At 29.3% G+C, this 22,380-nt stretch carries 24 protein-coding genes; 19 read left to right on the top strand and 5 right to left on the bottom strand.

Annotated features, from left to right (window positions below; translation table 11 throughout):
• The first annotated feature begins 101 nt into the window (after window positions 1-101).
• The 3 genes from radA to NJU99_RS10085 all read left to right on the top strand — a co-directional run bounded on the left by radA (window position 102) and on the right by NJU99_RS10085 (window position 2,862).
• The gene (gene radA / locus NJU99_RS10075) at window positions 102-1,451 is read left to right on the top strand and encodes a DNA repair protein RadA (protein ID WP_254575792.1); all 1,350 of its coding nucleotides are present in this window, start codon (window positions 102-104) and stop codon (window positions 1,449-1,451) included.
• 70 nt (window positions 1,452-1,521) lie between these two features.
• Window positions 1,522-1,941, top strand: coding sequence for an rRNA maturation RNase YbeY (ybeY, locus tag NJU99_RS10080; protein WP_254575793.1), 420 nt, complete (start codon window positions 1,522-1,524; stop codon window positions 1,939-1,941).
• Window positions 1,942-2,862, top strand: coding sequence for a calcium/sodium antiporter (locus tag NJU99_RS10085; protein WP_254575794.1), 921 nt, complete (start codon window positions 1,942-1,944; stop codon window positions 2,860-2,862).
• A 6-nt stretch (window positions 2,863-2,868) separates the two neighbouring features.
• Here the strand turns inward: NJU99_RS10085 and NJU99_RS10090 are convergent, their stop codons facing one another.
• Window positions 2,869-3,273 (bottom strand): Fur family transcriptional regulator, encoded by a 405-nt coding sequence (locus NJU99_RS10090; RefSeq protein ID WP_254575795.1) that lies wholly within the window; start codon window positions 3,271-3,273, stop codon window positions 2,869-2,871.
• A gap of 220 nt (window positions 3,274-3,493) precedes the next feature.
• On the opposite strand from NJU99_RS10090, the gene NJU99_RS10095 reads away from it, so the two are divergent.
• From NJU99_RS10095 to NJU99_RS10155, 13 genes are all read left to right on the top strand, one after another.
• Window positions 3,494-4,156 (top strand): ferritin family protein, encoded by a 663-nt coding sequence (locus NJU99_RS10095; protein WP_254575796.1) that lies wholly within the window; start codon window positions 3,494-3,496, stop codon window positions 4,154-4,156.
• A 74-nt stretch (window positions 4,157-4,230) separates the two neighbouring features.
• Complete coding sequence (locus NJU99_RS10100; RefSeq protein WP_254575797.1) at window positions 4,231-4,884, top strand: ferritin family protein; 654 nt, start codon at window positions 4,231-4,233, stop codon at window positions 4,882-4,884.
• Between the two features lie 94 nt (window positions 4,885-4,978).
• Window positions 4,979-6,559 (top strand): endonuclease/exonuclease/phosphatase family protein, encoded by a 1,581-nt coding sequence (locus tag NJU99_RS10105; RefSeq protein ID WP_254575798.1) that lies wholly within the window; start codon window positions 4,979-4,981, stop codon window positions 6,557-6,559.
• On the top strand, window positions 6,559-7,866 hold the full coding sequence (gene murJ / locus NJU99_RS10110) for a murein biosynthesis integral membrane protein MurJ (RefSeq protein WP_254575799.1): 1,308 nt from the start codon (window positions 6,559-6,561) through the stop codon (window positions 7,864-7,866). The genes NJU99_RS10105 and murJ overlap by 1 nt, the downstream gene beginning before the upstream one ends.
• A gap of 56 nt (window positions 7,867-7,922) precedes the next feature.
• Window positions 7,923-9,632 (top strand): ABC transporter ATP-binding protein, encoded by a 1,710-nt coding sequence (locus NJU99_RS10115; protein WP_254575800.1) that lies wholly within the window; start codon window positions 7,923-7,925, stop codon window positions 9,630-9,632.
• Window positions 9,633-9,727: 95 nt separating this feature from the next.
• Complete coding sequence (locus NJU99_RS10120) at window positions 9,728-10,786, top strand: quinone-dependent dihydroorotate dehydrogenase (RefSeq protein WP_254575801.1); 1,059 nt, start codon at window positions 9,728-9,730, stop codon at window positions 10,784-10,786.
• 81 nt (window positions 10,787-10,867) lie between these two features.
• Window positions 10,868-12,127: a M16 family metallopeptidase gene (locus NJU99_RS10125; protein ID WP_254575802.1), complete on the top strand. Its 1,260-nt coding sequence runs from the start codon at window positions 10,868-10,870 to the stop codon at window positions 12,125-12,127.
• A 1-nt stretch (window position 12,128) separates the two neighbouring features.
• On the top strand, window positions 12,129-12,578 hold the full coding sequence (locus NJU99_RS10130; RefSeq protein ID WP_254575803.1) for a globin domain-containing protein: 450 nt from the start codon (window positions 12,129-12,131) through the stop codon (window positions 12,576-12,578).
• A gap of 21 nt (window positions 12,579-12,599) precedes the next feature.
• Window positions 12,600-13,487, top strand: a complete 888-nt coding sequence (gene dapA / locus NJU99_RS10135; protein ID WP_254575804.1) for a 4-hydroxy-tetrahydrodipicolinate synthase — start codon at window positions 12,600-12,602, stop codon at window positions 13,485-13,487.
• On the top strand, window positions 13,487-14,266 hold the full coding sequence (locus NJU99_RS10140; RefSeq protein ID WP_254575805.1) for an enoyl-ACP reductase: 780 nt from the start codon (window positions 13,487-13,489) through the stop codon (window positions 14,264-14,266). Before dapA ends, NJU99_RS10140 begins: the two co-directional genes overlap by 1 nt.
• Entirely contained in the window at window positions 14,266-14,808 is a 543-nt protein-coding gene (pgsA, locus tag NJU99_RS10145) for a CDP-diacylglycerol--glycerol-3-phosphate 3-phosphatidyltransferase (RefSeq protein ID WP_254575806.1), read from the top strand. Before NJU99_RS10140 ends, pgsA begins: the two co-directional genes overlap by 1 nt.
• 20 nt (window positions 14,809-14,828) lie before the next feature.
• Window positions 14,829-15,887 (top strand): RIP metalloprotease RseP, encoded by a 1,059-nt coding sequence (rseP, locus tag NJU99_RS10150; protein ID WP_254575807.1) that lies wholly within the window; start codon window positions 14,829-14,831, stop codon window positions 15,885-15,887.
• Window positions 15,888-15,896: 9 nt separating this feature from the next.
• Window positions 15,897-16,577 (top strand): YggS family pyridoxal phosphate-dependent enzyme, encoded by a 681-nt coding sequence (locus NJU99_RS10155; RefSeq protein WP_254575808.1) that lies wholly within the window; start codon window positions 15,897-15,899, stop codon window positions 16,575-16,577.
• Between the two features lie 33 nt (window positions 16,578-16,610).
• Here the strand turns inward: NJU99_RS10155 and trpC are convergent, their stop codons facing one another.
• From trpC to NJU99_RS10175, 4 genes are read right to left on the bottom strand one after another with little or no spacing between them, the layout of a single operon-like run.
• Complete coding sequence (gene trpC / locus NJU99_RS10160; protein ID WP_254575809.1) at window positions 16,611-17,405, bottom strand: indole-3-glycerol phosphate synthase TrpC; 795 nt, start codon at window positions 17,403-17,405, stop codon at window positions 16,611-16,613.
• The gene (locus tag NJU99_RS10165) at window positions 17,402-18,718 is read right to left on the bottom strand and encodes a tetratricopeptide repeat protein (RefSeq protein ID WP_254575810.1); all 1,317 of its coding nucleotides are present in this window, start codon (window positions 18,716-18,718) and stop codon (window positions 17,402-17,404) included. Before NJU99_RS10165 ends, trpC begins: the two co-directional genes overlap by 4 nt.
• Window positions 18,694-19,077 carry a YkgJ family cysteine cluster protein gene (locus tag NJU99_RS10170; protein WP_254575811.1) on the bottom strand — a complete coding sequence of 128 codons (384 nt, stop codon included), beginning with the start codon at window positions 19,075-19,077 and terminating at the stop codon, window positions 18,694-18,696. The genes NJU99_RS10165 and NJU99_RS10170 overlap by 25 nt, the downstream gene beginning before the upstream one ends.
• Window positions 19,070-19,783 carry a tRNA1(Val) (adenine(37)-N6)-methyltransferase gene (locus NJU99_RS10175; RefSeq protein ID WP_254575812.1) on the bottom strand — a complete coding sequence of 238 codons (714 nt, stop codon included), beginning with the start codon at window positions 19,781-19,783 and terminating at the stop codon, window positions 19,070-19,072. Before NJU99_RS10175 ends, NJU99_RS10170 begins: the two co-directional genes overlap by 8 nt.
• Before the next feature lie 294 nt (window positions 19,784-20,077).
• On the opposite strand from NJU99_RS10175, the gene NJU99_RS10180 reads away from it, so the two are divergent.
• Genes NJU99_RS10180 through NJU99_RS10190 form a run of 3 tightly spaced genes read left to right on the top strand, consistent with a single transcriptional unit; the run spans window position 20,078 to window position 22,380 of the window.
• Window positions 20,078-20,404 (top strand): 4Fe-4S dicluster domain-containing protein, encoded by a 327-nt coding sequence (locus NJU99_RS10180; RefSeq protein ID WP_254575813.1) that lies wholly within the window; start codon window positions 20,078-20,080, stop codon window positions 20,402-20,404.
• A gap of 9 nt (window positions 20,405-20,413) precedes the next feature.
• Window positions 20,414-21,544: a 2-oxoglutarate synthase subunit alpha gene (locus NJU99_RS10185; protein ID WP_254575814.1), complete on the top strand. Its 1,131-nt coding sequence runs from the start codon at window positions 20,414-20,416 to the stop codon at window positions 21,542-21,544.
• Window positions 21,545-21,546: 2 nt separating this feature from the next.
• Window positions 21,547-22,380 (top strand): 2-oxoglutarate ferredoxin oxidoreductase subunit beta, encoded by an 834-nt coding sequence (locus tag NJU99_RS10190; RefSeq protein ID WP_254575815.1) that lies wholly within the window; start codon window positions 21,547-21,549, stop codon window positions 22,378-22,380.

Raw genomic sequence — 22,380 nt, forward strand, 5'->3', positions numbered from 1 at the left:
TCCTTAGTTTCATAATCTTAAAATTATAACATATTGCAATATTTTAAACTCCATAATAAAAATTTCACTATAATTGCAAGAAGTTTTAAATAGGAACAAATATGGCTAAAAAGAAAAAAACACTATTTGAGTGTCAACACTGTGGAGAACAATCAACAAAATGGCTAGGTAAATGTCCAAACTGTGGCGGTTGGGATAGTTTTGTAGAATTAAATCAAGAGCAGCAAGAAGTATTAAAACAAGTATCAAAAGTAACTACATCAACTTCAAAAGCAAAGGCTATTACTGAAATTGTTCAAGATGATGTTACAAGATTTAGTTCACATAATGATGAATTTGATTTAGTTTTAGGTGGAGGAATTGTTCCTGGAAGTTTAACCCTAATTGGAGGAAGTCCTGGTGTTGGTAAGTCTACACTACTTCTTAAAGTTGCAGGAAGTATTGCCTTTTCAGGGAAAAAAGTTTTATATGTATCAGGTGAAGAGAGTGCTGGACAGATAAAACTGCGAGCTAATAGACTTGAAGCAAATAGTGATAAGATGTTTTTATTAAGTGAAATAAAACTTGAAGAAATTCAAGATGAACTACTCAGACAAGATTATGAAGTATGTATTATTGACTCTATTCAAACTATCTATTCATCAAACCTAACATCAGCACCAGGAAGTGTAAGTCAAGTTCGTGAAATCACTTTTGAGCTAATGAGAAAAGCAAAAGAGTCTGATATTGCAATGTTTATTATTGGGCATATTACAAAAGATGGAAGTATCGCTGGACCTAGAGTACTTGAACATATGGTTGATACAGTTTTATACTTTGAAGGTGAGGCTTCCAAAGAACTTAGAATGTTAAGAGGTTTCAAAAATAGATTTGGTTCTACTTCTGAAATTGGTATATTTGAGATGACGCAAGAAGGTTTGGTTAGTGCAAAAGATATAGCATCTAAGTTTTTTGATAAAACAAAAGCACAAAGTGGTTCTGCTTTAACTGTATCAATGGAAGGTTCAAGGGCTTTAATACTTGAAGTTCAAGCTTTAGTAACAGAATCAACACATCCAAACCCAAAAAGAAGTGCTACCGGTTTTGATGTAAATAGATTAAATATGCTTTTAGCCCTACTTGAGAAAAAGATTGATTTACCTCTAAATCACTATGATGTATTTGTAAATATAAGTGGTGGTATTAAAATCAAAGAAAGTTCAGCAGATTTAGCAGTAGTTGCAGCTATTATCTCCTCATTTAGAGATAGACCTATTTCAAAAGAGTCAGTATTCATTGGAGAGGTTTCACTTACAGGTGAAATCAAAGATGTATACTCAATGGATATGAGGCTAAAAGAAGCCCAAGCCCAAGGTATAAAAAAAGCTGTAATCTCACAAAAACCAAATCTAAATCTTAAACTAAAGTGCTTCGCTGTTGATGAAGTACCTAAGATGATAGAACTATTTTAAACTAATTTTTTTCTTTTATCTTTTAATTTGCAAAACTTAGATACAATCGCGCAAATTAAAAGGGAAAAGAATGATTGATATAGAAAACAACTCCTCTTTAGAGTTTGATTTATCAAAACTTGAAGAGATAGCTTCATATGTAACTTCAAAAGATATTGAACTAATTATTACAAACAATGATGAAATTCAAGAACTAAATAATGAACATCGAAATATAAATAAAGCAACTGATGTATTAAGTTTCCCTTTAGAGTTTAATATGCCTAATATGCCAGTTGGCTCAATCGTAATCTCAGAAGAGTTTGTAAAAAACAAAGCAGACGAATATGGACATAAAGAAGAGGAAGAGTTTTTTCTTCTTTTTATTCATGGATTACTTCATTTAGTTGGATTTGACCACGAAGTTGACAATGGTGAGCATAGAGATAAAGAAGAAGAGCTGATTAATAAATTTAATCTGCCAAAAAGTTTAATAGTAAGGAATTCGTAAATGGATATTATAATTTTTACAGTAGCGATGGCCGCACTTATATATGGTGCTGATTTTATAATTGAGCAAAGTGAAAAAATTGCACTTCATTACAATATCTCACATTTCGTAATTGGTGCTACTTTAATTGCACTTGGAACATCTCTCCCTGAAATGGCTGTTTCTATGTCAGCTTCAATGAAAGGAAGTGCAGATATTGCTGTAGCAAATGTTGTTGGAAGTACGATATTTAATATTGCACTAGTTTTAGGTGCTGTTTTTCTTGTTGCTAAGAAAATATCACCAGATAGAGATCTTTTTGCAAAAGATTCAGCTTGGGCATTATTTCCTATTTTAGTATTTATACTTATGGGAGTTGATGGTAAGATAAATATAGTTGATGGTGTTTTATTTCTTCTATTAATGGCTGCTTACTTAATTTTCTTAATTAGCTCAAACCAAGTTGAAGAAATAGATGAAGACTTAGCAAAAGAAAAATTTGCATGGGGAAAAACATCTGCATTATTACTTGTTGGTTTTGTATTTGTAGTTGGAGGTGCTGATTTTGCTATTGATAGTGCTGGAAATATTGCAAGAGAGTTTGGGATTTCTGAATGGCTTATTGGACTATTTTTAGTTGCATTTGGTACATCTCTACCAGAACTTACAATCTCAATTAAATCAGCTATGAAAAACAATGCAGATTTAGCAATAGGTAATATCATTGGATCAAATGTTGCTAACTTTACTATGGTATTAGGGTTAGCTTCAATTTTAAATCCTTTAAATGTAGATTTAAATCTTTACTTCTTTGATATAGCAGCAGCTGTTATATTATCACTAATGTTAGTATTTATTACAGCAAACAAACTTTATAATAAAAGTGCAGGAATTGTTTTATTAGTTGTATTAGGGTTAGTAATCCAAAATAGTTTAGCTTAAGCTAAACTATTTTGAACATTTTGGACAAAGTCCGCTAAGTACTATATCAGCACTTTCAATTTTAAAATTACTCTTCACAGCAGCTTCTTCTAAAACATTTGAACTATTTACGATTACATCTTCAATATAACCACAAGATGAACAAACCATGTGTGCATGTTCTTCTTTTACTAGTTCATAAACAGATTTAGTATTTGGTATCTTTACTTCTGAAAGAAATACTTTTTCAACCATTGCATTGATATTTTTATATATCGTTGCTAAAGATATAGATGGGAACTTTGCTAATAATTTTTTATATAAATCATCTATATTCATATGTCCATTTATATAAAGTTCTTCTACTATTGCCACTCTTTGAGGAGTAACTTTTAAATCATAATCTTTTAGTAAACTTGTATAATTTGTCATAGTTTCTCTTCCTTTCGTGAAATAATACAATATATATCATTTAATTTCACATAATTTACATATATAATCTTGTAAAAATTATACACTTATTTTCATAATTCAAATTATACCATAAATTTTATTAAACGAGAATAATTTTCCTTTAAGCTTTAATATATTATACTTTCTTCAACGGAAAAAGATTTTCCATAGAAAATTAATATTATTAAGGAATTAAATTATGAGACAATATGAAACTTACAAATGTAACACATGTGGATGTGAAGTAGAAGTACAAGAAACAGGAACAAATGCAAAATTATCTTGTTGTGGAAATGAAATGGAAATGATTACAGAAAACTTAACTGCTGTAAACTTAATGAAAGCCTTTGCAGGTGAATCACAAGCTAGAAATAAATATGAATTTTTTGCCGAAGTTGCTTTTGAAGAAGGTTTACATAAAATTGCAAGATTCTTCCAAGAAGCTGCTGATAATGAAAAATACCATGCTATGGCTGAATTTAAAGCTTATAATAAATTAGTAAATAATGTAGAGTTAGATTCAACTAAAAAGAACATTCAATATGCAGCTGATGGTGAAAAGTATGAGCATGAAGAAATGTATCCAAACTTTGAAACTATAGCTAAAGAAGAAGGATTAAAAGAGATTGCTAGAATGTTTAAAGCTATTGGAAAAGTTGAAGTTGAACATGAAAATGAATACTTAGAATTAAAACAAGCTTTAATCGATGAAGGTTTCTTAGAATCAGATACTGAAGAAGAATGGGTATGTGAAGTTTGTGGTCATGTTCATAGAGGGAAAAAACCTCCAGGTGCTTGTCCTTTATGTAGAGTTGAAAAAGAGTACTTCAAAAAAAGAAATAAAGATGTTACTGTAGGTTAATATTTTTCATAGTTAATAATCAATTAAATTTTAAATGTTAGAATATATCAATTTCAAATTTCAAGGAGATACAAATGAGACAATATGAAAGTTATAAATGTAGTGTATGTGGTAACGAGGTTGAATTATCAAAAGTTGGTGGAGGTGAACTTCACTGCTGTGGTAAAAAAATGGACTGTATTACAGAAGATTTAACTTCGGTTGTCTTGATGAAAGCTTTTGCAGGTGAATCTATGGCAAGAAACAAATACGAGTATTTTGCAAAAATTGCACAAAAAGAAGGTTTCAGAGATATAGCTGAACATTTCCAAAGAGCAGCAAACAACGAGAAAAAACATGCACATTTAGAACTTAAAGCATATAATGTTCTAAACTATGATAAAGAGTTTGGAGATACAAGTGAAAATCTTCAAATAGCTATTGATGGTGAAAGTTATGAAAATGTTACTATGTATCCAGATTTTGCTAAAGTTGCAAAAGAAGAAGGTCATAAAGACATTTCTAGAATGCTTGATATGATTGGAAAAATTGAAATTGAACATGAAAATATGTACAAAAGATTAAAAGACAGACTTGAAAGTGGTAAAGAGTTTGTTAGTGACGATGATGAGGAAGAATGGATTTGTGAAGTGTGTGGTCATGTTCATAGAGGTAAAAAAGCTCTAAAAACATGTCCTGTTTGTAAACATCCACAAGAGTATCAGTCAAGACTTAACTCTCAAAAATAGATATAAAAAGAAGCATTTTTACCTTGCTTCTTTTAGTTTTACCTCTTAAACATAATATATTTGATAATATTATAAAAAATATTGGAGATTATATTTGTTTAAGAGTTTCTTTCTTTTCTTTTTAGCTTTTGGCGTTTTTTTAAATGCTAAAGATTTTTGTGTAGCTTCTTATAATGTAGAAAACCTATTTGATCTAGAAAATCAAAAAACTGAGTACAAAGAGTATAAACCTTTTACAAGCAGTAATTGGAATAAAAAAACTTTCCATACAAAACTTAATAATACAATAAAAGTAATCAAAGACATAGATTGTGATATTATTGCACTTCAAGAAATAGAAAATAAACAAATACTTCAAACACTACTAAAAAAAATCCCCTCATATAAATACTATTCTTTTTCAAAATATAAAAATTCAGCTGTTGGACTTGGATTTATTTCTAAAGTAAAAATTATAAATTCAAAAGATATAAAAGTAAAGTTTTCAAACAAAACATTTAGACCTATACTTGAATCAACTTTCAAAATAGATAATCATGAATTTAAGATTTTCAATAATCACTGGCCTTCAAAAAGAGTAAAAGAGTCTTACAGAATAAAATTTGCAAAAAAACTTTATGATAGAGTAAAAAAACTTCCAAAGGATTATGATTATATTTTATTAGGTGATTTTAACTCAAATTATAATGAAGAGCAAACATTTAAGTTTGATAAAAAACTAAATAATACTTACGGTATTACAGGAATAAATCAAGTTTTAAATACAAAAATAAAAAAAGATTTTAATACCTATGATGATTTGATGCAAAAAGAAAAAATTGCTCACTATAATTTATGGCTTGATTTAAAATCTTATGAAAGGTTTTCAAATAAATTTAGAAACAAAAACCAAACCCCTGATAATATAATAGTTCCAAAAGCTCTATTTGATACAAAAAATATTTCATATATCCCCTATTCATTTAAAGTTTTTAAACCTTCTTATTTATATAAAAATAAAAGAGTTTTAAGATGGCAAATAAAAAAAGGTATCCATCAAGGATATGGATATTCTGATCACTTGCCAATTATTGCAAGTTTTAGCACTAAAAAAGAGTATAAAAATAGCCTTTTCAAACACAATAATCAAAATGACAGTAAAGATAATAAAGAAGTCTTAATCTCATACCTTTATGAAAAAGAGACATTAAAAAACCCTTCAATCATAAAAAATGCAATAGTAATCTACAAAAATAAGAATAATGCTATTTTAAAACAAAAAAACAATAAAGCTATTTACTTTTATAAAAATGCTAAAAATTTAAAACTTGGAAATTCTTATGATTTTAAAGTCACTAAAATAGAAAACTTCTATGGTTTAAAAGAAGTAAAAGAGTTTGAACTTTTAAAAGAAAATAAAAGAAACAATTCTTATAAAAAACTATATTTAAATGCAAAAAATATAGATATTTTCAATCCGACATATCAAAATGAAATAATTACAAATCTAAATGGTATTGTAAAAAATAATAGGTTATACTTTCAAAACAAGGAAATAAGACTTTATTGCAAAGATAAAAGTATACTCCCTCCTAATAATAGTAAGATTAGAATCCTTTCAGGTCATTTATCGACTTTTAAGGGTAATATTCAAATTAATATTCATAAAAAATCAGATTATAAAGTAGAGTTTTAATGTTAATAAAATCAATTTTTACAAATAGTACAGGTATTCTAACTTCAAGAATTTTAGGTTTCATAAGAGACCTTTTAACAGCTTCAATATTAGGAGCCAATATTTATTCAGATATTTTCTTTGTTGCTTTTAAACTACCTAATCTATTTAGAAGAGTTTTTGCAGAAGGTGCTTTTACACAAGCTTTTATTCCAGCATATGCAAAAACAAAACATAAAATTAGATTTTCTTCTATTATATTCTTACAGCTTTTTGGTTTTTTGATTATTCTTTCCCTTTTAGTAACTGCCTTTTCTCATCTGGTAGCAAAAGCAATCGCTATTGGTTTTGATGATAAAACTATTGATTTAGCAGCGCCTTTATTTGCTATAAACTTCTATTATTTACCTATGATTTTTGTTGTAACATTTATGGCTGCTCTCCTTCAATATAAAAACCATTTTGCTACAACTGCTTATGCTACAGCCCTACTAAACCTAGGAATGATAGCTGCTCTTTTAATCTCACAAGATATGGAAAAATATGATATAACTTTTTATCTATCTTATGGGGTTTTAGTAGGTGGACTTCTTCAAATAATAGTTCATTTAATAGCTATAAAAAATCTAAACTTATGTAAAATATTTCACTTTAAAAAACATAAGAAAAAAGAAGAGAATAAATTTTATAAAAACTTCTTTTCTGCAACACTTGGTTCTTCAACTGCGCATATTTCTGCTTTTTTAGATACTTGGCTTGCTTCTTTTTTAGTATCTGGTTCTATTTCTTATCTTTATTATGGAAATAGAGTTTTTCAACTACCACTTGCGCTATTTGCAATAGCTACATCAATAGCACTATTTCCAATGATAGCAAGAGCAATAAAAAATAAGGATGAAGATAAAGCCCTAAGACTTATGAAAAAATCTTCAATAATTTTATTTACTCTTTTAAGTATAGCTACACTTATTGGTATTGGTTTTGATGAATTTATAATTTGGCTGTTATTTGAAAGAGGTGCTTTTGATGCCCAAGACACAGCAAATACTGCACTTATATTATCTATGTATTTAATAGGACTTATTCCTTATGGAATAGCTAAAATTTTCTCTTTATGGTTATATGCAAAAGAACAACAGTTTTTAGCTGCCAAAATAGCCATGAAAAGTTTAGGTTTTAATATAGTGTTTTCTCTTCTTTTAATACAGCCCTACGGAGCAGCAGGACTTGCATTTGCTTCTACTTTGAGTGGATTTATTCTGTTTTATCTGACACTAAAAGAGTTTGGCTTTAAAAAGTTTTATATTATGTTTAAAAAGCCTATTTAGGGATTAAATTTCTTTTAGATATAATATAAGCTTATTTATAAAAAACTAGGATTATAATGAGAGAATTTTACAAACACTATTTACCTTATTTAAAAAACTACAAACTAAAATTTTTCTTCGCTGTAATTGGTATGATTATGGTAGCAGGTGGTACTGCGGGAACTGTTTATATAATAGAACCTTTACTTGATGATATTTTTATTAATAAAGATAAAGATCTTTTATTTATTATGCCTTTTATTGTTGTTGGTATCTATGCTATTAAAGGTATTGGTGGATATGTTCAAAAGTACTATATTTCATTTATTGGTCAAGATATTGTAAGAATTATTAGAGATAAGCTTTTAAAACATATTTTAGAACTAGATATGTCTTTTTTTCAAAAAAAACATGGCGGTGAACTAATATCAAGAATTACAAATGATATCAATAGAATTCAACAAGCCGTGTCAAACTTTGTTGCTGATATGATAAGAGAGATTCTAACAATCATTGGATTAGTAGGAGTTGCTATTTATCAAAGCCCTGAGCTTGCTTTTTATGGTTTGGTTGTTCTTCCAATAGCTATTTATCCTTTATCAAAACTTGCAAAAAAGATGAAAAAACTATCTTTTAAATCACAAGAATCTATTTCTGATGTTACTTCACATTTAAGTGAAACTTTCAATAATGTAGAGCTAATCAAAGCAAATTCTACAAACAAAATAGAATTAGATAGTTTTAAAGAACATAACTATAAGTTTTTTAAAATTACAATAAATACAGTGAAAACAAATTCTTTAGTATCTCCTATTATGGAAATCATAGGTTCAATTGGTTTTGCAGTAGTTATTATAGTTGGTGGTACACAAGTAATAAATGGAGAGCTTACAACTGGTTCATTCCTTTCATTTACAACTGCCCTATTTTCTTTATACACACCAATTAAAAGACTTTCATCACTATACAACCAAATGCAAGATGCAATAGCTGCTGATATTAGAATTAAAAGTATTTTTGCACAAAAACCAGAAATAAAAAGTGGAAGTAAAACATTTCCTACTCAAATAGAAAATATTGAGTTTAAAAATGTAGAGTTAAAATATGATGATTTTACAGCCTTAAAAGACATAAGTTTTCATGTTACAAAGGGTGAAAAGTTTGCTCTTGTAGGAGATAGTGGTGGTGGAAAATCATCTGTAATTAATCTTCTAATTAGATTTTATGATATCAGTAAAGGTTCAATAAAATACAATAATGAAAATATTCAAGATATAAACATAGACTCTCTTAGAAATAATATCTCAGTAGTAACTCAAAGAGTTTATATCTTTAATGACTCAGTTGCTGCAAATGTGGCATATGGTTATGAAATTGATGAGAAAAGAGTTATTGAAGCTTTAAAGCAAGCCCATGCTTATGATTTTGTAAGTGACTTAGAAAATGGTATTTACACAAAACTTGATGAATCAGGTACAAACTTAAGTGGAGGTCAAAGACAAAGAATTGCAATAGCAAGAGCCTTATATAAGAACCCACAAATCCTAATCTTAGATGAAGCAACTTCTGCTCTTGATAATGAAAGTGAATCTATCATATCAGAAGTAATAGATGATGTTTCAAAAGATAGAATTACTTTCGTAATTGCCCACAGATTAAGCACTATTAAAAATGCCGATAAAATTGCTGTATTCAAAGATGGTAATATTGTAGCAATTGATAATGAAAAAAACCTACTAGATACTTGTAAAGAGTATCAAAGACTATATAACTTAGCAAATATTTAAAAAAATATTTGCTAAAAATGCTTTTAAAACAACATTAAAACTTATATTTAACGATTTTTAGATAAAATATCTAAATTTTAAAAAAGGATTCACTTTTGTTAAGTTATGACACAATAAAAAAAGTTCTATTCAAGTTTGAGCCAGAAACAGCTCATAATATTGCAGAATTAGGTTTAAGAGCAGTAGGTACTTGTAAACTTATTAAAAAACCTATGGAAAAAGAGAATTTTATATGTGATGAAAAACTTACACAAGAGATTTTTGATGTTAAATTTGTAAACCCAGTTGGACTTGCTGCTGGTTTTGATAAAAATGCAACAATGGTTAAATCAATGCCAGCAATGGGATTTGGTTTTACAGAAATTGGAACAATGACACCAAGACCACAAGATGGAAATGCAAAACCTAGAATGTTTAGATACCCTGAACATAAATCAGTTCAAAATGCAATGGGTTTCAATAATGAAGGTGCTCATACGGTTCTAAAAAACTTAAAAAAAGTATACCCTTTTGAAATTCCAGTTGGAGCAAATATTGGTAAAAATAAAATAACACCAGAAGAGTTTGCTTTAAGTGATTATAAAACTCTTATCAAAAAGTTTGAAGGGACAAGTGATTATTTAGTGATAAATATCTCAAGTCCGAATACTCCAAATTTAAGAGATTTACAAAATGAAGAGTTTATTACAGAGCTTTTTACTATGGCAAAAAGCTTAACGAATAAACCAATTTTATTAAAAATTGCTCCTGATATGGAACCTAAGCAAGCAATTGAACTTTGTAATTGTGCAGTAAATGCAGGAGCTGCAGGAATTATTGCTACAAATACAACTATTGATTATAGTTTAGTTCCAAACTGTCAAGACTTTGGCGGATTAAGTGGAGCTTGTTTAACAGAAAAATCATATAGTTTATTTAAAGAAATAGCAAAAGAACTATTTGGAAAAACTGTTTTAATCTCTGTTGGTGGTATTATCACAGGAGAAGATGCTTATAAAAGAATTAAAGCAGGTGCTTCATTAGTGCAAGTATATTCAGGTTTAATTTTTGAAGGTCCTTCGATGGTTAAAAAAATCAATGAAGAAATTCTAGAACTTCTAGAAAAAGACGGTTATTCACATATTAGTGAAGCAATTGGCGCAGATTTAAAATAAGAAAAGGAAGGGAAAATGAGAAGTATTTTTAAATTTTTACTAATTCATTTTTCATTATTAATTATAGTTTCGGGAGAATTAATGAGTAGTAGTTTACCAAAATATCATACACAAACTTTAGAAAATGGTCTACAAGTTGTTGTAATCCCAATGGATAATGGCTCAAATGTAGTATCAACAGATATTTTCTATAAAGTAGGAAGTAGAGATGAAAAGATGGGGAAAAGTGGAATAGCTCATATGCTAGAACACCTAAATTTCAAATCTACTGAAAATTTAAATGCAGGGGAATTTGATGAAATAGTAAAAGGATTTGGTGGAGTTAATAACGCTTCAACTTCTTTTGATTATACACACTATTATATCAAATCTGCTTCAAAAAACATGAATAAGTCATTAGATTTATTTGCAGAGTTAATGGAAAATCTTACTTTAAAAGATGAAGAGTTCCAACCAGAAAGAGATGTGGTTGCAGAAGAGCGAAGATGGAGAACTGATAATAACCCTATGGGATATTTACAGTTTAGACTTTTCAATAATGCCTATATCTATCACCCATACCACTGGACACCTATTGGTTTTATGAGTGATATTAAAAACTGGTCAATTGAAGATATTAAAGACTTCCATAGTACATACTATCAACCAAAAAATGCAATAATAGTAGTTGCTGGTGATATAACAAAAGAAGAAGTATTTAAAGCTGCTAAAAAACATTTTAGTAAAATTAAAAATACAAAAGAAATACCAAGTTCTATTCATACAGTAGAGCCAAAACAAGATGGAGCAAAAAGAGTAGAAATAATCAAAGACTCAGCAGTTCAAATGCTAGCAATTGCTTATCATTTACCAAACTTTGAGCATAAAGATCAAGTTGCCCTATCTGGATTAAGTGAACTATTAAGTGCAGGGAAAAGTTCTATTTTACAAAAAAGACTTGTTGATGAAAAAAGACTTGTAAACTCTATTTATGCTTACAACTTAGAGTTAAAAGATCCTGGACTTTTCTTATTTGTTGCAGTTGCAAATGAAGGTGTAAAAGCAAAAGAAATAGAAAAAGAGATTTTAGATATTATTGATGAAATTAAAAAAGGCAAAATCACTAAAAAAGATATTGAAAAAATCAAAATCAATACAAAAGCTGATTTTATATTCTCATTAGAAAGTTCATCATCAGTTGCTAACTTATATGGGTCATATTTAGTAAGAGACAATATTAAACCTTTATTAGAGTATGAAGGTGCAGTTGAAAAACTAACTAAAAAAGATTTAATAAAAGTTGCAAATAAATATTTAACAAAAAACAATTCTACTACTGTAATTTTAAAACAGGAAAAATAGTATGGATTATCATGTAAGTAAAACTGAGTTTGGTGAAAAACCTAATTTTGAATACCCTAAACCTATCTTTATTGAAGAGCTTGGAGAAGAAGGTTTAAAAAAGCTATTTAATGAATTTTATGATTTAATCGTAGATAGTGATATTGGGAATTTCTTTCCTCAAGAGGAAGAAGAGTTAGAAAAAGTAAAAGCTCACAATGTAAAGTTTTTCATTGAGGCTGCTGGTGGACCTAAGCACTATAGTGAAACAGTAGGTCACTTTGATATGGTTAAGGCCCATGAGCCATTTTCAATTACTGAAAAAGCAAGAAGAGAATGGCTTGGAACAATGGAAGAAGTTCTTAGAAAGACAGATATTTCGGATGAAGCAAAACAAAGTTTCTGGGATTTTTTAGAGAGATTTTCAAAACATACAGTTAATACTCCCGTGAGTGAAGACTTTAAGATTTAGTAGTAGGAAAGGATAAATAATATGGAAAATATCACAGGTGCGATGACTGCACTAATTACACCGTTTAAAAATGGAAAAGTTGATTTAGAAAAGTATGAGTCTTTAATAAAAAGACAAATAGAACAAGGTATGGATGCAGTAGTTCCAGTTGGAACAACAGGAGAGAGTGCAACACTTTCACATAAAGAGCATAAAGATTGTATCTCTGTTGCTGTTGAAACATGTAAGGGAACAAATGTAAAAGTAATAGCAGGTGCTGGTTCAAATGCTACTCATGAAGCTTGTGATATTGCAAAACATGCTGAGTCTGTAGGAGCACATGGTTTATTATCTGTAACTCCATACTACAATAAACCTACTCAAGAAGGTTTATATCAACACTATAAAGCAATTGCAAATGCGGTTGAAATTCCAGTGATGCTTTATAATGTACCTGGAAGAACGGGTGTAGAAATTGAAACAGCTACAGTTGTTAGACTATATGATGATGTAGAAAACATTTATGCTATTAAAGAAGCTAGTGGGTCTATTGGAAAAATCGTAGAACTTCAAGCTCAAAGAAAAGATTTAGTAATTGTTTCAGGTGAAGATGCAATTGATTTTCCAATTTTAACAGCAGGTGGTCATGGTATTATTTCTGTAACATCAAACCTACTTCCTAATTTAAAATCAAAACTTGTACATTCAGTAGCCAAAGGAGACTTAAGTGTAGCAAAACAAATTAATGAAGATTTATTTGAATTAAACTCTGTACTTTTCTGTGAAAGTAATCCTATTCCAATTAAAGCAGCAATGTATTTATCTGGATTATTAGATACTTTAGAGTATAGACTTCCTTTAACAGCACCTAGTGCACAAAACATGAAAAAACTTGAAGAAACTTTAAAAAAATATGAGGTAATAAAATAATGAGTAACGAAATGAAGGGTAAAACTTTAGTAATTACAGGTGGTACAAAAGGTATCGGTAAAGAGTGTGTATATAAATTTGCAAGCAATGGTATAGATGTTGCGTTCACATATAACTCAAATGCACAAATTGCAGAAGATATTTGTAAAGATGTAGAAGAGAAATTTGGTGTAAAATGTAAATGTTATGCATATAATATCCTAGAACCAGAAACTGCTAAAGAACTTTTCTTAGAAATTGACAAAGATTTTGATAGAGTTGATTTCTTTATTTCAAATGCTATGATTTATGGAAGAGCAGTTGTTGGTGGATATGGTAAATTTATGAAATTAAAACCAAGAGGATTAAACAATATTTATACAGCAACAGTTAATGCTTTTGTTTGTGGTGCTCAACAAGCTGCAAAAAGAATGCAAAAAACTGGTGGTGGTGCAATTGTTTCTTTATCTTCAACTGGAAACTTAGTTTATATTGAAAATTATTCAGGACATGGTACAAATAAAGCAGCTGTTGAAGCTATGGTTAGATATGCTGCAACTGAACTTGGTGAATTTAATATTAGAGTAAATGCTGTTTCTGGTGGTCCAATTGATACAGATGCACTTAAAGCATTCACAAATTATGAAGAAGTTAAAGCAAAAACTGCTGAATACTCTCCTTTAAATAGAATTGGTCAACCAGAAGATTTAGCTCAATCATGTTACTTCTTATGTACAAATGATGCTTCTTGGATTACAGGTCATACACTAATTGTTGACGGTGGGACTACATTTAAATAATGACAAAAAGTTTAAACCTACCAAATGCACTGGCACTTTTCAGAATAGCATTAGCTCCGCTAATGCTATGGTTTTTAGTAGATAGAGACAATGCTATTTTTGCTACTTGGCACCCTTCTTGGCTTGATTACTTCGCAGGACTTATTTTTGTAATTGCATCTGTAACTGACTTTTTTGATGGCTTTATTGCAAGAGCTTGGAATCAAATGACAAAACTTGGTGGAATTTTAGATCCCCTTGCAGATAAAATGCTTATGCTAGCAGGTTTCTTAGGACTTATGGCAATAGATAGAGCAAGTGCATGGGCTGTATTTTTAATACTTTCTAGGGAGTTCTTTATTACAGGTCTTAGAGTTGTTGCTATTGGTGAAGGTAAGGATGTAGCTTCTACTATGGCAGGTAAAATTAAAACCGTAGTTCAAATGATAGCTATTGGTTTTTTAATTATGAACTGGCCTTTTGCAACTGCCCTATTATGGTTAGCTGTTGCGCTTACAATTTACTCTGGATATGAATATACTAGAGATTATTTCAAAAACTAAATAATTAACTGGAGATTATCTTGGGTACTATTACTTTTTTACTTGTACTATCTTTTTTAGTATTTTTTCATGAATTAGGACACTTTTTAGCAGCACGTTATTTTGGTGTAAAAGTTCATGTATTTTCAATTGGATTTGGGAAACAGCTTTTCGCAAAAGAATGGAAAGGTACTACTTGGCAATTTGCTTTAATACCACTTGGTGGCTATGTAAGAATGAAAGGTCAAGATGATACTAAACCCGGAATTGAAGAGGAAGGAAATGACTCTTACAATACTAAAAAACCTTGGCAAAGAATAGTTATACTATTTGCAGGTCCTTTTGCAAACTTTATTTTAGCAGCTGTGTTATATTTTTTTATTGCTGTTTTAGGAGCAAGTGCTTTAGCACCACAAGTTGGTAAAGTATTAGAAAACTCCCCTGCTCAACAAGCTGGCATACTGGCTAAAGATGAGATATTAAAGATTAATAACACAGAAATCACTACTTGGAATGATATAGGAAAAGTTATAGTTAATACGCAAGGTCCTTTAAAGTTTTATCTTAAAAGAGATGATAAATATTTTGCAAAAACTATCAACCCATATATTTCAGACTCTCAAAATATGTTTAAAGAGAAAATCAAAAAAAGAATGATTGGTATATCACCATCAGGTAAGGTTATTAACCTTGATTTATCTTTTGGGGAATCTTTAGTATTTGCATATGAAAAAACAATTTTTGCTTCAACTATGATTTTTCAAGGAGTACAGAAATTAATCCAAGGAATAATACCTAGTTCTGAAATTGGTGGAGTTATTACTATTGGTAAAGTAATTTCAGATGCAAGTGAATCAAGTATAATTGCTCTACTTAGTATAACAGCACTAATATCTGTAAACTTAGGAGTTCTAAATTTACTTCCTATTCCTGCACTTGATGGAGGACATATAATGTTTAATTTATATGAAATGATTTTTAGAAGAAAACCAAGTGATAAAGTATTTATGTTTTTAACTATTATGGGTTGGGTGATACTAGCAAGTCTTATGTTACTTGGTATATACAATGATATAAATAGAATATTTTTAAATGAATAAGGGTTTATAATGAATAAAAAAACAGCTACTAGAAATTTAGATGATATTATTACAAGAGTAGAAGGTGCTAGACTTAGAGTATCAGAACATCATATAGTAAAGGTAATTGGTATTAGTAAATACTCAAGTTCTGATGATGTTGCTACACTTTACGAGGCAGGTCAAAGAGCCTTTGGTGAAAATAAAGTACAAGACTTAAGAGAAAAGAGCGAAAAGCTTGATGAACTACCAATTGAATGGCATTTTGTAGGAAGACTACAAAAAAATAAAATCAATAATCTAATTGATTTAAATCCTTCACTTGTACAATCAATTGATTCATTAGAATTAGCACAAGAATTCAATAAAAAACTTGAAGCAAAAGGTAAAAAGATAAATGCCCTACTTCAAATAAACTCTGCAAAAGAAGATACAAAAGCAGGTGTAATGCCAGAAGATGCTCTATCAACTTATAAAGAGATTTTAGATACATGTCCTAACTTAAAACTTAAAGGTGTTATGAGTATTGGAGCACATGTAGAAGATGAAAAGATTATAAAAGAGTCATTCAAAACTACTAAAAAAATCTTTGATGAACTAGTACCACTTGGGGCAAAATATTGTTCTATGGGAATGAGTTCTGATTATGAGTTAGCTATTGCTTGTGGTTCAAATATGATTAGAGTTGGTTCTACACTATTTAAAGACTAAGTGTCTTTAAATAGTAAATGTTTTTCTAGAAGATTAAGATTCTTTAGCTTTTTTAAATTTTTGTAGTTCTTCTTCAATCGAAGGAACTCGCATAAAATGCTCACCTATTAAGAAAGCATCAGCTCCAGCATCACTTAATCTAGCAATTATTTCTGTATTAGAAACTCCTGATTCAGCAACAATTATTTTTCCATTTGGAATCATTGGAATTAATTTCTCACATAAACTCATATCCATTTCCATAGTCTCAAGGTTTCTATGATTTATGCCTACTATATGAGCTCCGCATTTCATGGCTTTTGTTAAATCTTCTTTATCATGAACTTCAACTAATACTTCTAAACCTAAATATAAAGCATATTCATATAATTCTTTTAAATCTTTAGTACTTAAACTTTTTGCAATTAATAAAATAAAATCTGCACCATAAACTAAGGCTTCAACAATTTGATATTTATCTAAAATAAAATCTTTTCTTAAAAGTGGTGTTGGTACATATCTTCTAATAGCAGTTAAATACTCAAGATTTCCTTGAAACCAATGAGGCTCAGTTAATACTGAAATAGCATTAGCTCCATTGTTTGAATACTCTTGGGCAATAGCAATTGGATCAAAATCTTCTTTGATAACACCTTTTGATGGACTTGCTTTTTTAACCTCTGCAATAATTCTAATTGGTTCTTCTTTTGTTGCAGTTAAATATGGTTTAACATCTCTTGGTGCGTAAGGATTTGAAGAAAGTGTTCTTCCTAATAAATCCAATGGTAAATCTTTTTTTCTTTTTTCAACATCTTCTAAAGTTCGTCTGTTAATTTCATCTAATATCACTTGATACACTCCTTAATTTTTTCCCAGTGAAATTTTATTTCATCATCTTCAAGTCCAGCTTTATCAACAACTTTTTTCATTTGCTCATAAGCAGTAGTACAATTATTTAGTTTATACTCACCCCAAGCTAAAGTATCAATATAAGCAAGATTATCAGGTTCTTTTTCTAAGGCTTGTTTAACTAAAACTAAACCTTTTTCTACATCTTTATCATAATCAATTAAAATGTAAGCTAAATAGTTTTGATAAATTGGATTGTCCAAAGTCTCTAAAGCTTTTGCAAATTTACGAATTACACTAGCTAGTACATCTTTTTTATTATCTGCTAACTCAAACTCTAAAATTGCAATTTGAGCTAGATAATCAGAGTTATTTGTCTTTTTATAAAGTTTATTTAAAATATCTAAAGCTTTTAAAGGCTGATTTGAATTTCTATATAAAGCAAGTAAAATCTCTGGGTCTTTATCATTTTTCTCAAAAAATTCTAAGGCTTCATTTATATCTTTTTTTGCTAAATATCTAAGCAATAGACTTTTTATTCTTTTTAATAACTCTTCATCCTGATTATCATTATATTTAAAATACATTTCTTTAAGCAAAGCAATTATTTTATCATCGCTTTTATCTTTTTCGTAAAGAGTTAAAAGTTGAATTGCCACACTATAAACTAAACCATTTTTATCAATAAAATTTTCTAGTAAGCTTATAGCCTCTTCTTTTTCATCTAAATAGTAATACTTTACGTTTGAAAGAGAGAAAAGTGTTCTAGAGTTTTGAGTTAATTTATAAGCTTTTAAAAAAGTTTCAGAGGCTTTTTTATAATCTTTTTTTTGTAAGTAAATTGTACCTAGTAATTCTAGATTTACATCTTTATAAAATTTATCGACTAATTGCTTTGCATATACAATAGAGTTATCATACTCTTTTAGTTTAAATAAACTTAATATATAAAATCTAAGTATTTGCTCTTCTTCTTTGATTCCAGAAGTCAAATTCTCACTTGCATACTTTTTTATAGTCTTTAAATCATTAAGTAAAAAGTTTAAAGAAAGAAATTTTACAAGATACTCATACTTATTTGTTTTTAAAAATAGTTTATAATAAATATCTCGTGATATATTGAACTTTCTTTGACTTTCATTTTCAAGTGCATATATAATGTATTGATCTTCAAGAACATACTCTTTGTGCTTAACAGTTATATAATCTTTTTTTTCTTTTGTTTTTATATCTAAGTTTTGTGTTTGAGCACTACAACCAAATAAAATTGTTGCTAAAACAATAGAACTTAAATATTTTTTACAGCTGGGCACTCTTTAAAAACCTCTTCTTTATTCTCTTTGAAATAATCCCAAAATGGAAATGTCCTACATTGTGTAGGTCTTGCTTCATATATACTACACTGTTTTTTGTTCAAATCAAAAAATACGCAAGCATAATTATCTTTTTGTAATTGTATCTCTTTTATGCTGTATTTATATCCTATTTTCATCAAATATTTTTGCCCTACTTCTTCAATTGTAGTATTTAAATGCTTGGCTAAATTTTCAATCTCTGATTTATTTATCCATATATAGCCACTCTCTCCTATACAACATCTTCCACCACATGATTCACAACCACTTGCATCAAAAGAAAAATCAAAACCTTCTTTTTTAAAAATATTACTCATTATCAACCTTAATACTATGAGTAGAAGATTTTTTATAAATATCTTGTACTTCATTTGTAAATTCACTATCTTCAAAAACAACTAAAGGAGGTAAGACTTTCGTTAAAGATTTTGAGTTTTTTCTTGCGTAAACTAAAATAAGAGTAGCATCTTTTTGTTTTTTTGGATGAACAAACTGTAAGCTTTCTAGATTTAATTTATATTTCTTTAGACTAATTAATATTTCATTTATCTGTTTCACATCGTAACAAAAGAAGAATTGTCCTGAATCTTTTAGTATTAAAGATACCTTTGAAATAAAAGAATCCAATGGCATTGAATCATTATATCTAGCAATTTTTATATTTTCATTTTCACTTTTAACTACACTTGAATGATAAAAAGGTGGGTTAGAAACACAGATATCAAACTTTTTATCAAATTGCATCTGCAAAAAAGAACCTTTATACATATTTGATTCTATATTATTAGATTTTGCATTTTTTTGTGAGAAAAATTGAAACACTTCTTGTATCTCACTTTGATTTAACGAAAGCTTCTTATACTCTCTAGACACAAGTAACCCTAGTATTCCACTACCACTTCCTATATCTAAAAGCTCTCCTTTTACATTTTTGAACTTTTCTAAATTATTACAAATGAAGTTATATAAAAAATGAGTGTCGCTATTGTAACAATAGCCGTCTTTAGGCTGATATAAAACCAAAACTATCCTTTATTATTTTAGATATTATATCAAAAAAATCCTAGATAAATTTTAAACTTAATTTAACCATATCTTTTAATACAAAATTAGCAATAATAATTAAGCTAAAACATAGTTTCAAAGCCACTAATTATACACTTGAAAAAATCGTGTAGCAAAATGTAACAATAGAGAAATTAAGAATTCAAAATGCTTGTTTTAATTAATTTTTAGATGTGATATAGGTTATCATTCAACAATAATAATTGAGATTTATTCAACTATTGATAAATAAAAAATAATTAAGGGGAAATTATGTCTAATATGGAAGCTCCTGCAAACACTCCTGTTTGGGTGAATGAAGATAGATGTAAAGCATGTGATAAGTGTGTTTCTGTTTGTCCAGCTGGTGTTCTTGCTATGAGACAAGAGATTACTTCAACTTTAGGTTCGATGATTAAAGTTGTTCATCCAGATTCATGTATTGGTTGTACTGACTGTGAACTTGCATGTCCAGATTTCGCTATTTACGTAGCTGATAGAAAAGAGTTTAAATTTGCTAAATTATCAGATGAAGCAAAAGAAAGAAAAGAAAAAGTTATCAAAAATAACTATAGAATTTTAGATGAAGATGAGGCTTAAGGAGAATTAATGGCAAGAGAACTAATTTCAACAGGTAACGAATTAGCAGCTAAAGCTGCACTTGACTCAGATCTTGAGTTTTTTGGTGGGTACCCTATTACTCCTTCAAGTGAAATAATGCACGTTTTATCTTCAGCACTTCCTGCAAGAGGAAAAGCTTGTATCCAAATGGAAGACGAAATTTCTGGTATTTGTACTGCATTAGGTGCAGCTATGTCAGGAAAAAGATCTATGACAGCTTCATCTGGACCTGGTATTTCATTAAAAGCTGAAAACTTAGGTGTTGGATATATTTCAGAAGTTCCTTTAGTAGTAGTAAATGTAATGAGAGGTGGTCCATCAACTGGTTTACCAACAAGAGTTGCACAAGGTGACTTATTACAAGCTAAGAACCCTACTCATGGAGATGTAAAATCTATTACATTATGTCCTGGGAACTTAACTGAGTGTTACACTGAAACAGTAAGAGCATTTAATTTAGCTGATAGATTCATGCAACCTGTATTTATTTTATTAGATGAAACAATTGGTCACATGAGTGGTAAAACTACAATTCCTGACTTAGAAGAAATTCAAGCTTCAAAAATTTCAAGAAAGAAATTTGAAGGTGATCCAAAAGAGTATAAACCTTATGGTGTTGCTGAAGATGAGCCAGCAGTATTAAACCCAATGTTTGAAGGTTATAGATACCACTTTACTGGATTACACCATGGACCAACAGGTCACCCAACAGAAGATGCTGATACTTGTGATGCTTTAATGAAAAGATTATTCAACAAAGTTGATGCACATACTGATGAATTAGAATTAAATGAAGAGTATATGTTAGAAGATGCAGATATTATGATTATCGCATATGGTTCAGTTTCATTAGGTGCAACTGAAGCAATTAACAGATTAAGAGCTGAGGGAATTAAAGTTGGTATGTTTAGACCACTTACAATTTGGCCAAGCCCAGCAAAAAGAATTAAAGAATTAATGGACAAATTTGATAAGGTATTAGTTACTGAATTAAATATGGGTCAATTTGCAGATGAAGTACAAAGAGTATCTGGAAGATCTGACTTTGATACATTATTTAAAGTAAATGGAAGACCTTTATCTCCATTAGAGATTATTGAAAAAGTGAAAGGAATGTAATCATGGCATTTAATTATGATGAATATTTAAGAACAGACAAAATGCCAACACTATGGTGTTGGGGATGTGGTGATGGAGTTATTTTAAAATCTGTAATTAGAGCCATTGAAAAAACTGGTTGGAATATGGATGACGTATGTGTTGTTTCTGGTATTGGATGTTCAGGAAGATTCTCTTCTTACATCAACTGTAATACAGTACATACAACTCATGGTAGAACATTAGCATATGCAACAGGTATTAAATTAGCAAACCCTGAAAAGAAAGTTATTGTTGTTGGTGGAGATGGTGATGGTCTTGCTATTGGTGGTAACCATACGATCCACGCATCAAGAAGAAATATTGATCTTAACTACATTATTATCAATAACTTTATTTATGGATTAACAAACTCTCAAACTTCTCCAACTACTCCTCAAGGTATGTGGACAGTTACAATGAGTAGAGGTAATATCGATCCTACATTTGATGCTTGTAAACTAGTTGAAGCAGCAGGAGCTTCATTTGTTGCAAGAGAAACTATGTTAGATCCTAAAAAACTTGAAAGAGTTTTAGTTAAAGGTTTCCAACATACTGGATTCTCATTTATTGAAGTATTCTCTAACTGTCACGTTAACTTAGGAAGAAAAAATAAAATGGCTACAGCTATGGCTAACTTAGAGTGGATTAAATCTATCTCAATTGGTAAAGCTAAATTTGATAAATTAGAAGCTGAAGAGCAAACAGGATTATTCCCTACAGGTATCTTAAAACACGATACTGAAGCACAAGAGTACTGTGAAGCATACGAAAAAGTAAAAGAAGCTCACAGAACTAAAACAGCAGTAGAATTATAA

The sequence above is a fragment of the Arcobacter roscoffensis genome (genome assembly GCF_024267655.1).
Taxonomy (GTDB): domain Bacteria; phylum Campylobacterota; class Campylobacteria; order Campylobacterales; family Arcobacteraceae; genus Arcobacter_B; species Arcobacter_B roscoffensis.

Coding starts and splice junctions, on each gene's coding strand:
- NJU99_RS10190 (WP_254575815.1), top strand. CDS start 21,547: ATGGCATTTAATTATGATGAATATTTAAGAACAGACAAAATGCCAACA.
- ybeY (WP_254575793.1), top strand. CDS start 1,522: ATGATTGATATAGAAAACAACTCCTCTTTAGAGTTTGATTTATCAAAA.
- murJ (WP_254575799.1), top strand. CDS start 6,559: ATGTTAATAAAATCAATTTTTACAAATAGTACAGGTATTCTAACTTCA.
- NJU99_RS10140 (WP_254575805.1), top strand. CDS start 13,487: ATGAGTAACGAAATGAAGGGTAAAACTTTAGTAATTACAGGTGGTACA.
- NJU99_RS10100 (WP_254575797.1), top strand. CDS start 4,231: ATGAGACAATATGAAAGTTATAAATGTAGTGTATGTGGTAACGAGGTT.
- NJU99_RS10095 (WP_254575796.1), top strand. CDS start 3,494: ATGAGACAATATGAAACTTACAAATGTAACACATGTGGATGTGAAGTA.
- pgsA (WP_254575806.1), top strand. CDS start 14,266: ATGACAAAAAGTTTAAACCTACCAAATGCACTGGCACTTTTCAGAATA.
- NJU99_RS10185 (WP_254575814.1), top strand. CDS start 20,414: ATGGCAAGAGAACTAATTTCAACAGGTAACGAATTAGCAGCTAAAGCT.
- NJU99_RS10130 (WP_254575803.1), top strand. CDS start 12,129: ATGGATTATCATGTAAGTAAAACTGAGTTTGGTGAAAAACCTAATTTT.
- NJU99_RS10090 (WP_254575795.1), bottom strand. CDS start 3,273: ATGACAAATTATACAAGTTTACTAAAAGATTATGATTTAAAAGTTACT.
- NJU99_RS10170 (WP_254575811.1), bottom strand. CDS start 19,077: ATGAGTAATATTTTTAAAAAAGAAGGTTTTGATTTTTCTTTTGATGCA.
- radA (WP_254575792.1), top strand. CDS start 102: ATGGCTAAAAAGAAAAAAACACTATTTGAGTGTCAACACTGTGGAGAA.
- NJU99_RS10180 (WP_254575813.1), top strand. CDS start 20,078: ATGTCTAATATGGAAGCTCCTGCAAACACTCCTGTTTGGGTGAATGAA.
- NJU99_RS10125 (WP_254575802.1), top strand. CDS start 10,868: ATGAGTAGTAGTTTACCAAAATATCATACACAAACTTTAGAAAATGGT.
- NJU99_RS10115 (WP_254575800.1), top strand. CDS start 7,923: ATGAGAGAATTTTACAAACACTATTTACCTTATTTAAAAAACTACAAA.
- NJU99_RS10085 (WP_254575794.1), top strand. CDS start 1,942: ATGGATATTATAATTTTTACAGTAGCGATGGCCGCACTTATATATGGT.
- NJU99_RS10155 (WP_254575808.1), top strand. CDS start 15,897: ATGAATAAAAAAACAGCTACTAGAAATTTAGATGATATTATTACAAGA.
- dapA (WP_254575804.1), top strand. CDS start 12,600: ATGGAAAATATCACAGGTGCGATGACTGCACTAATTACACCGTTTAAA.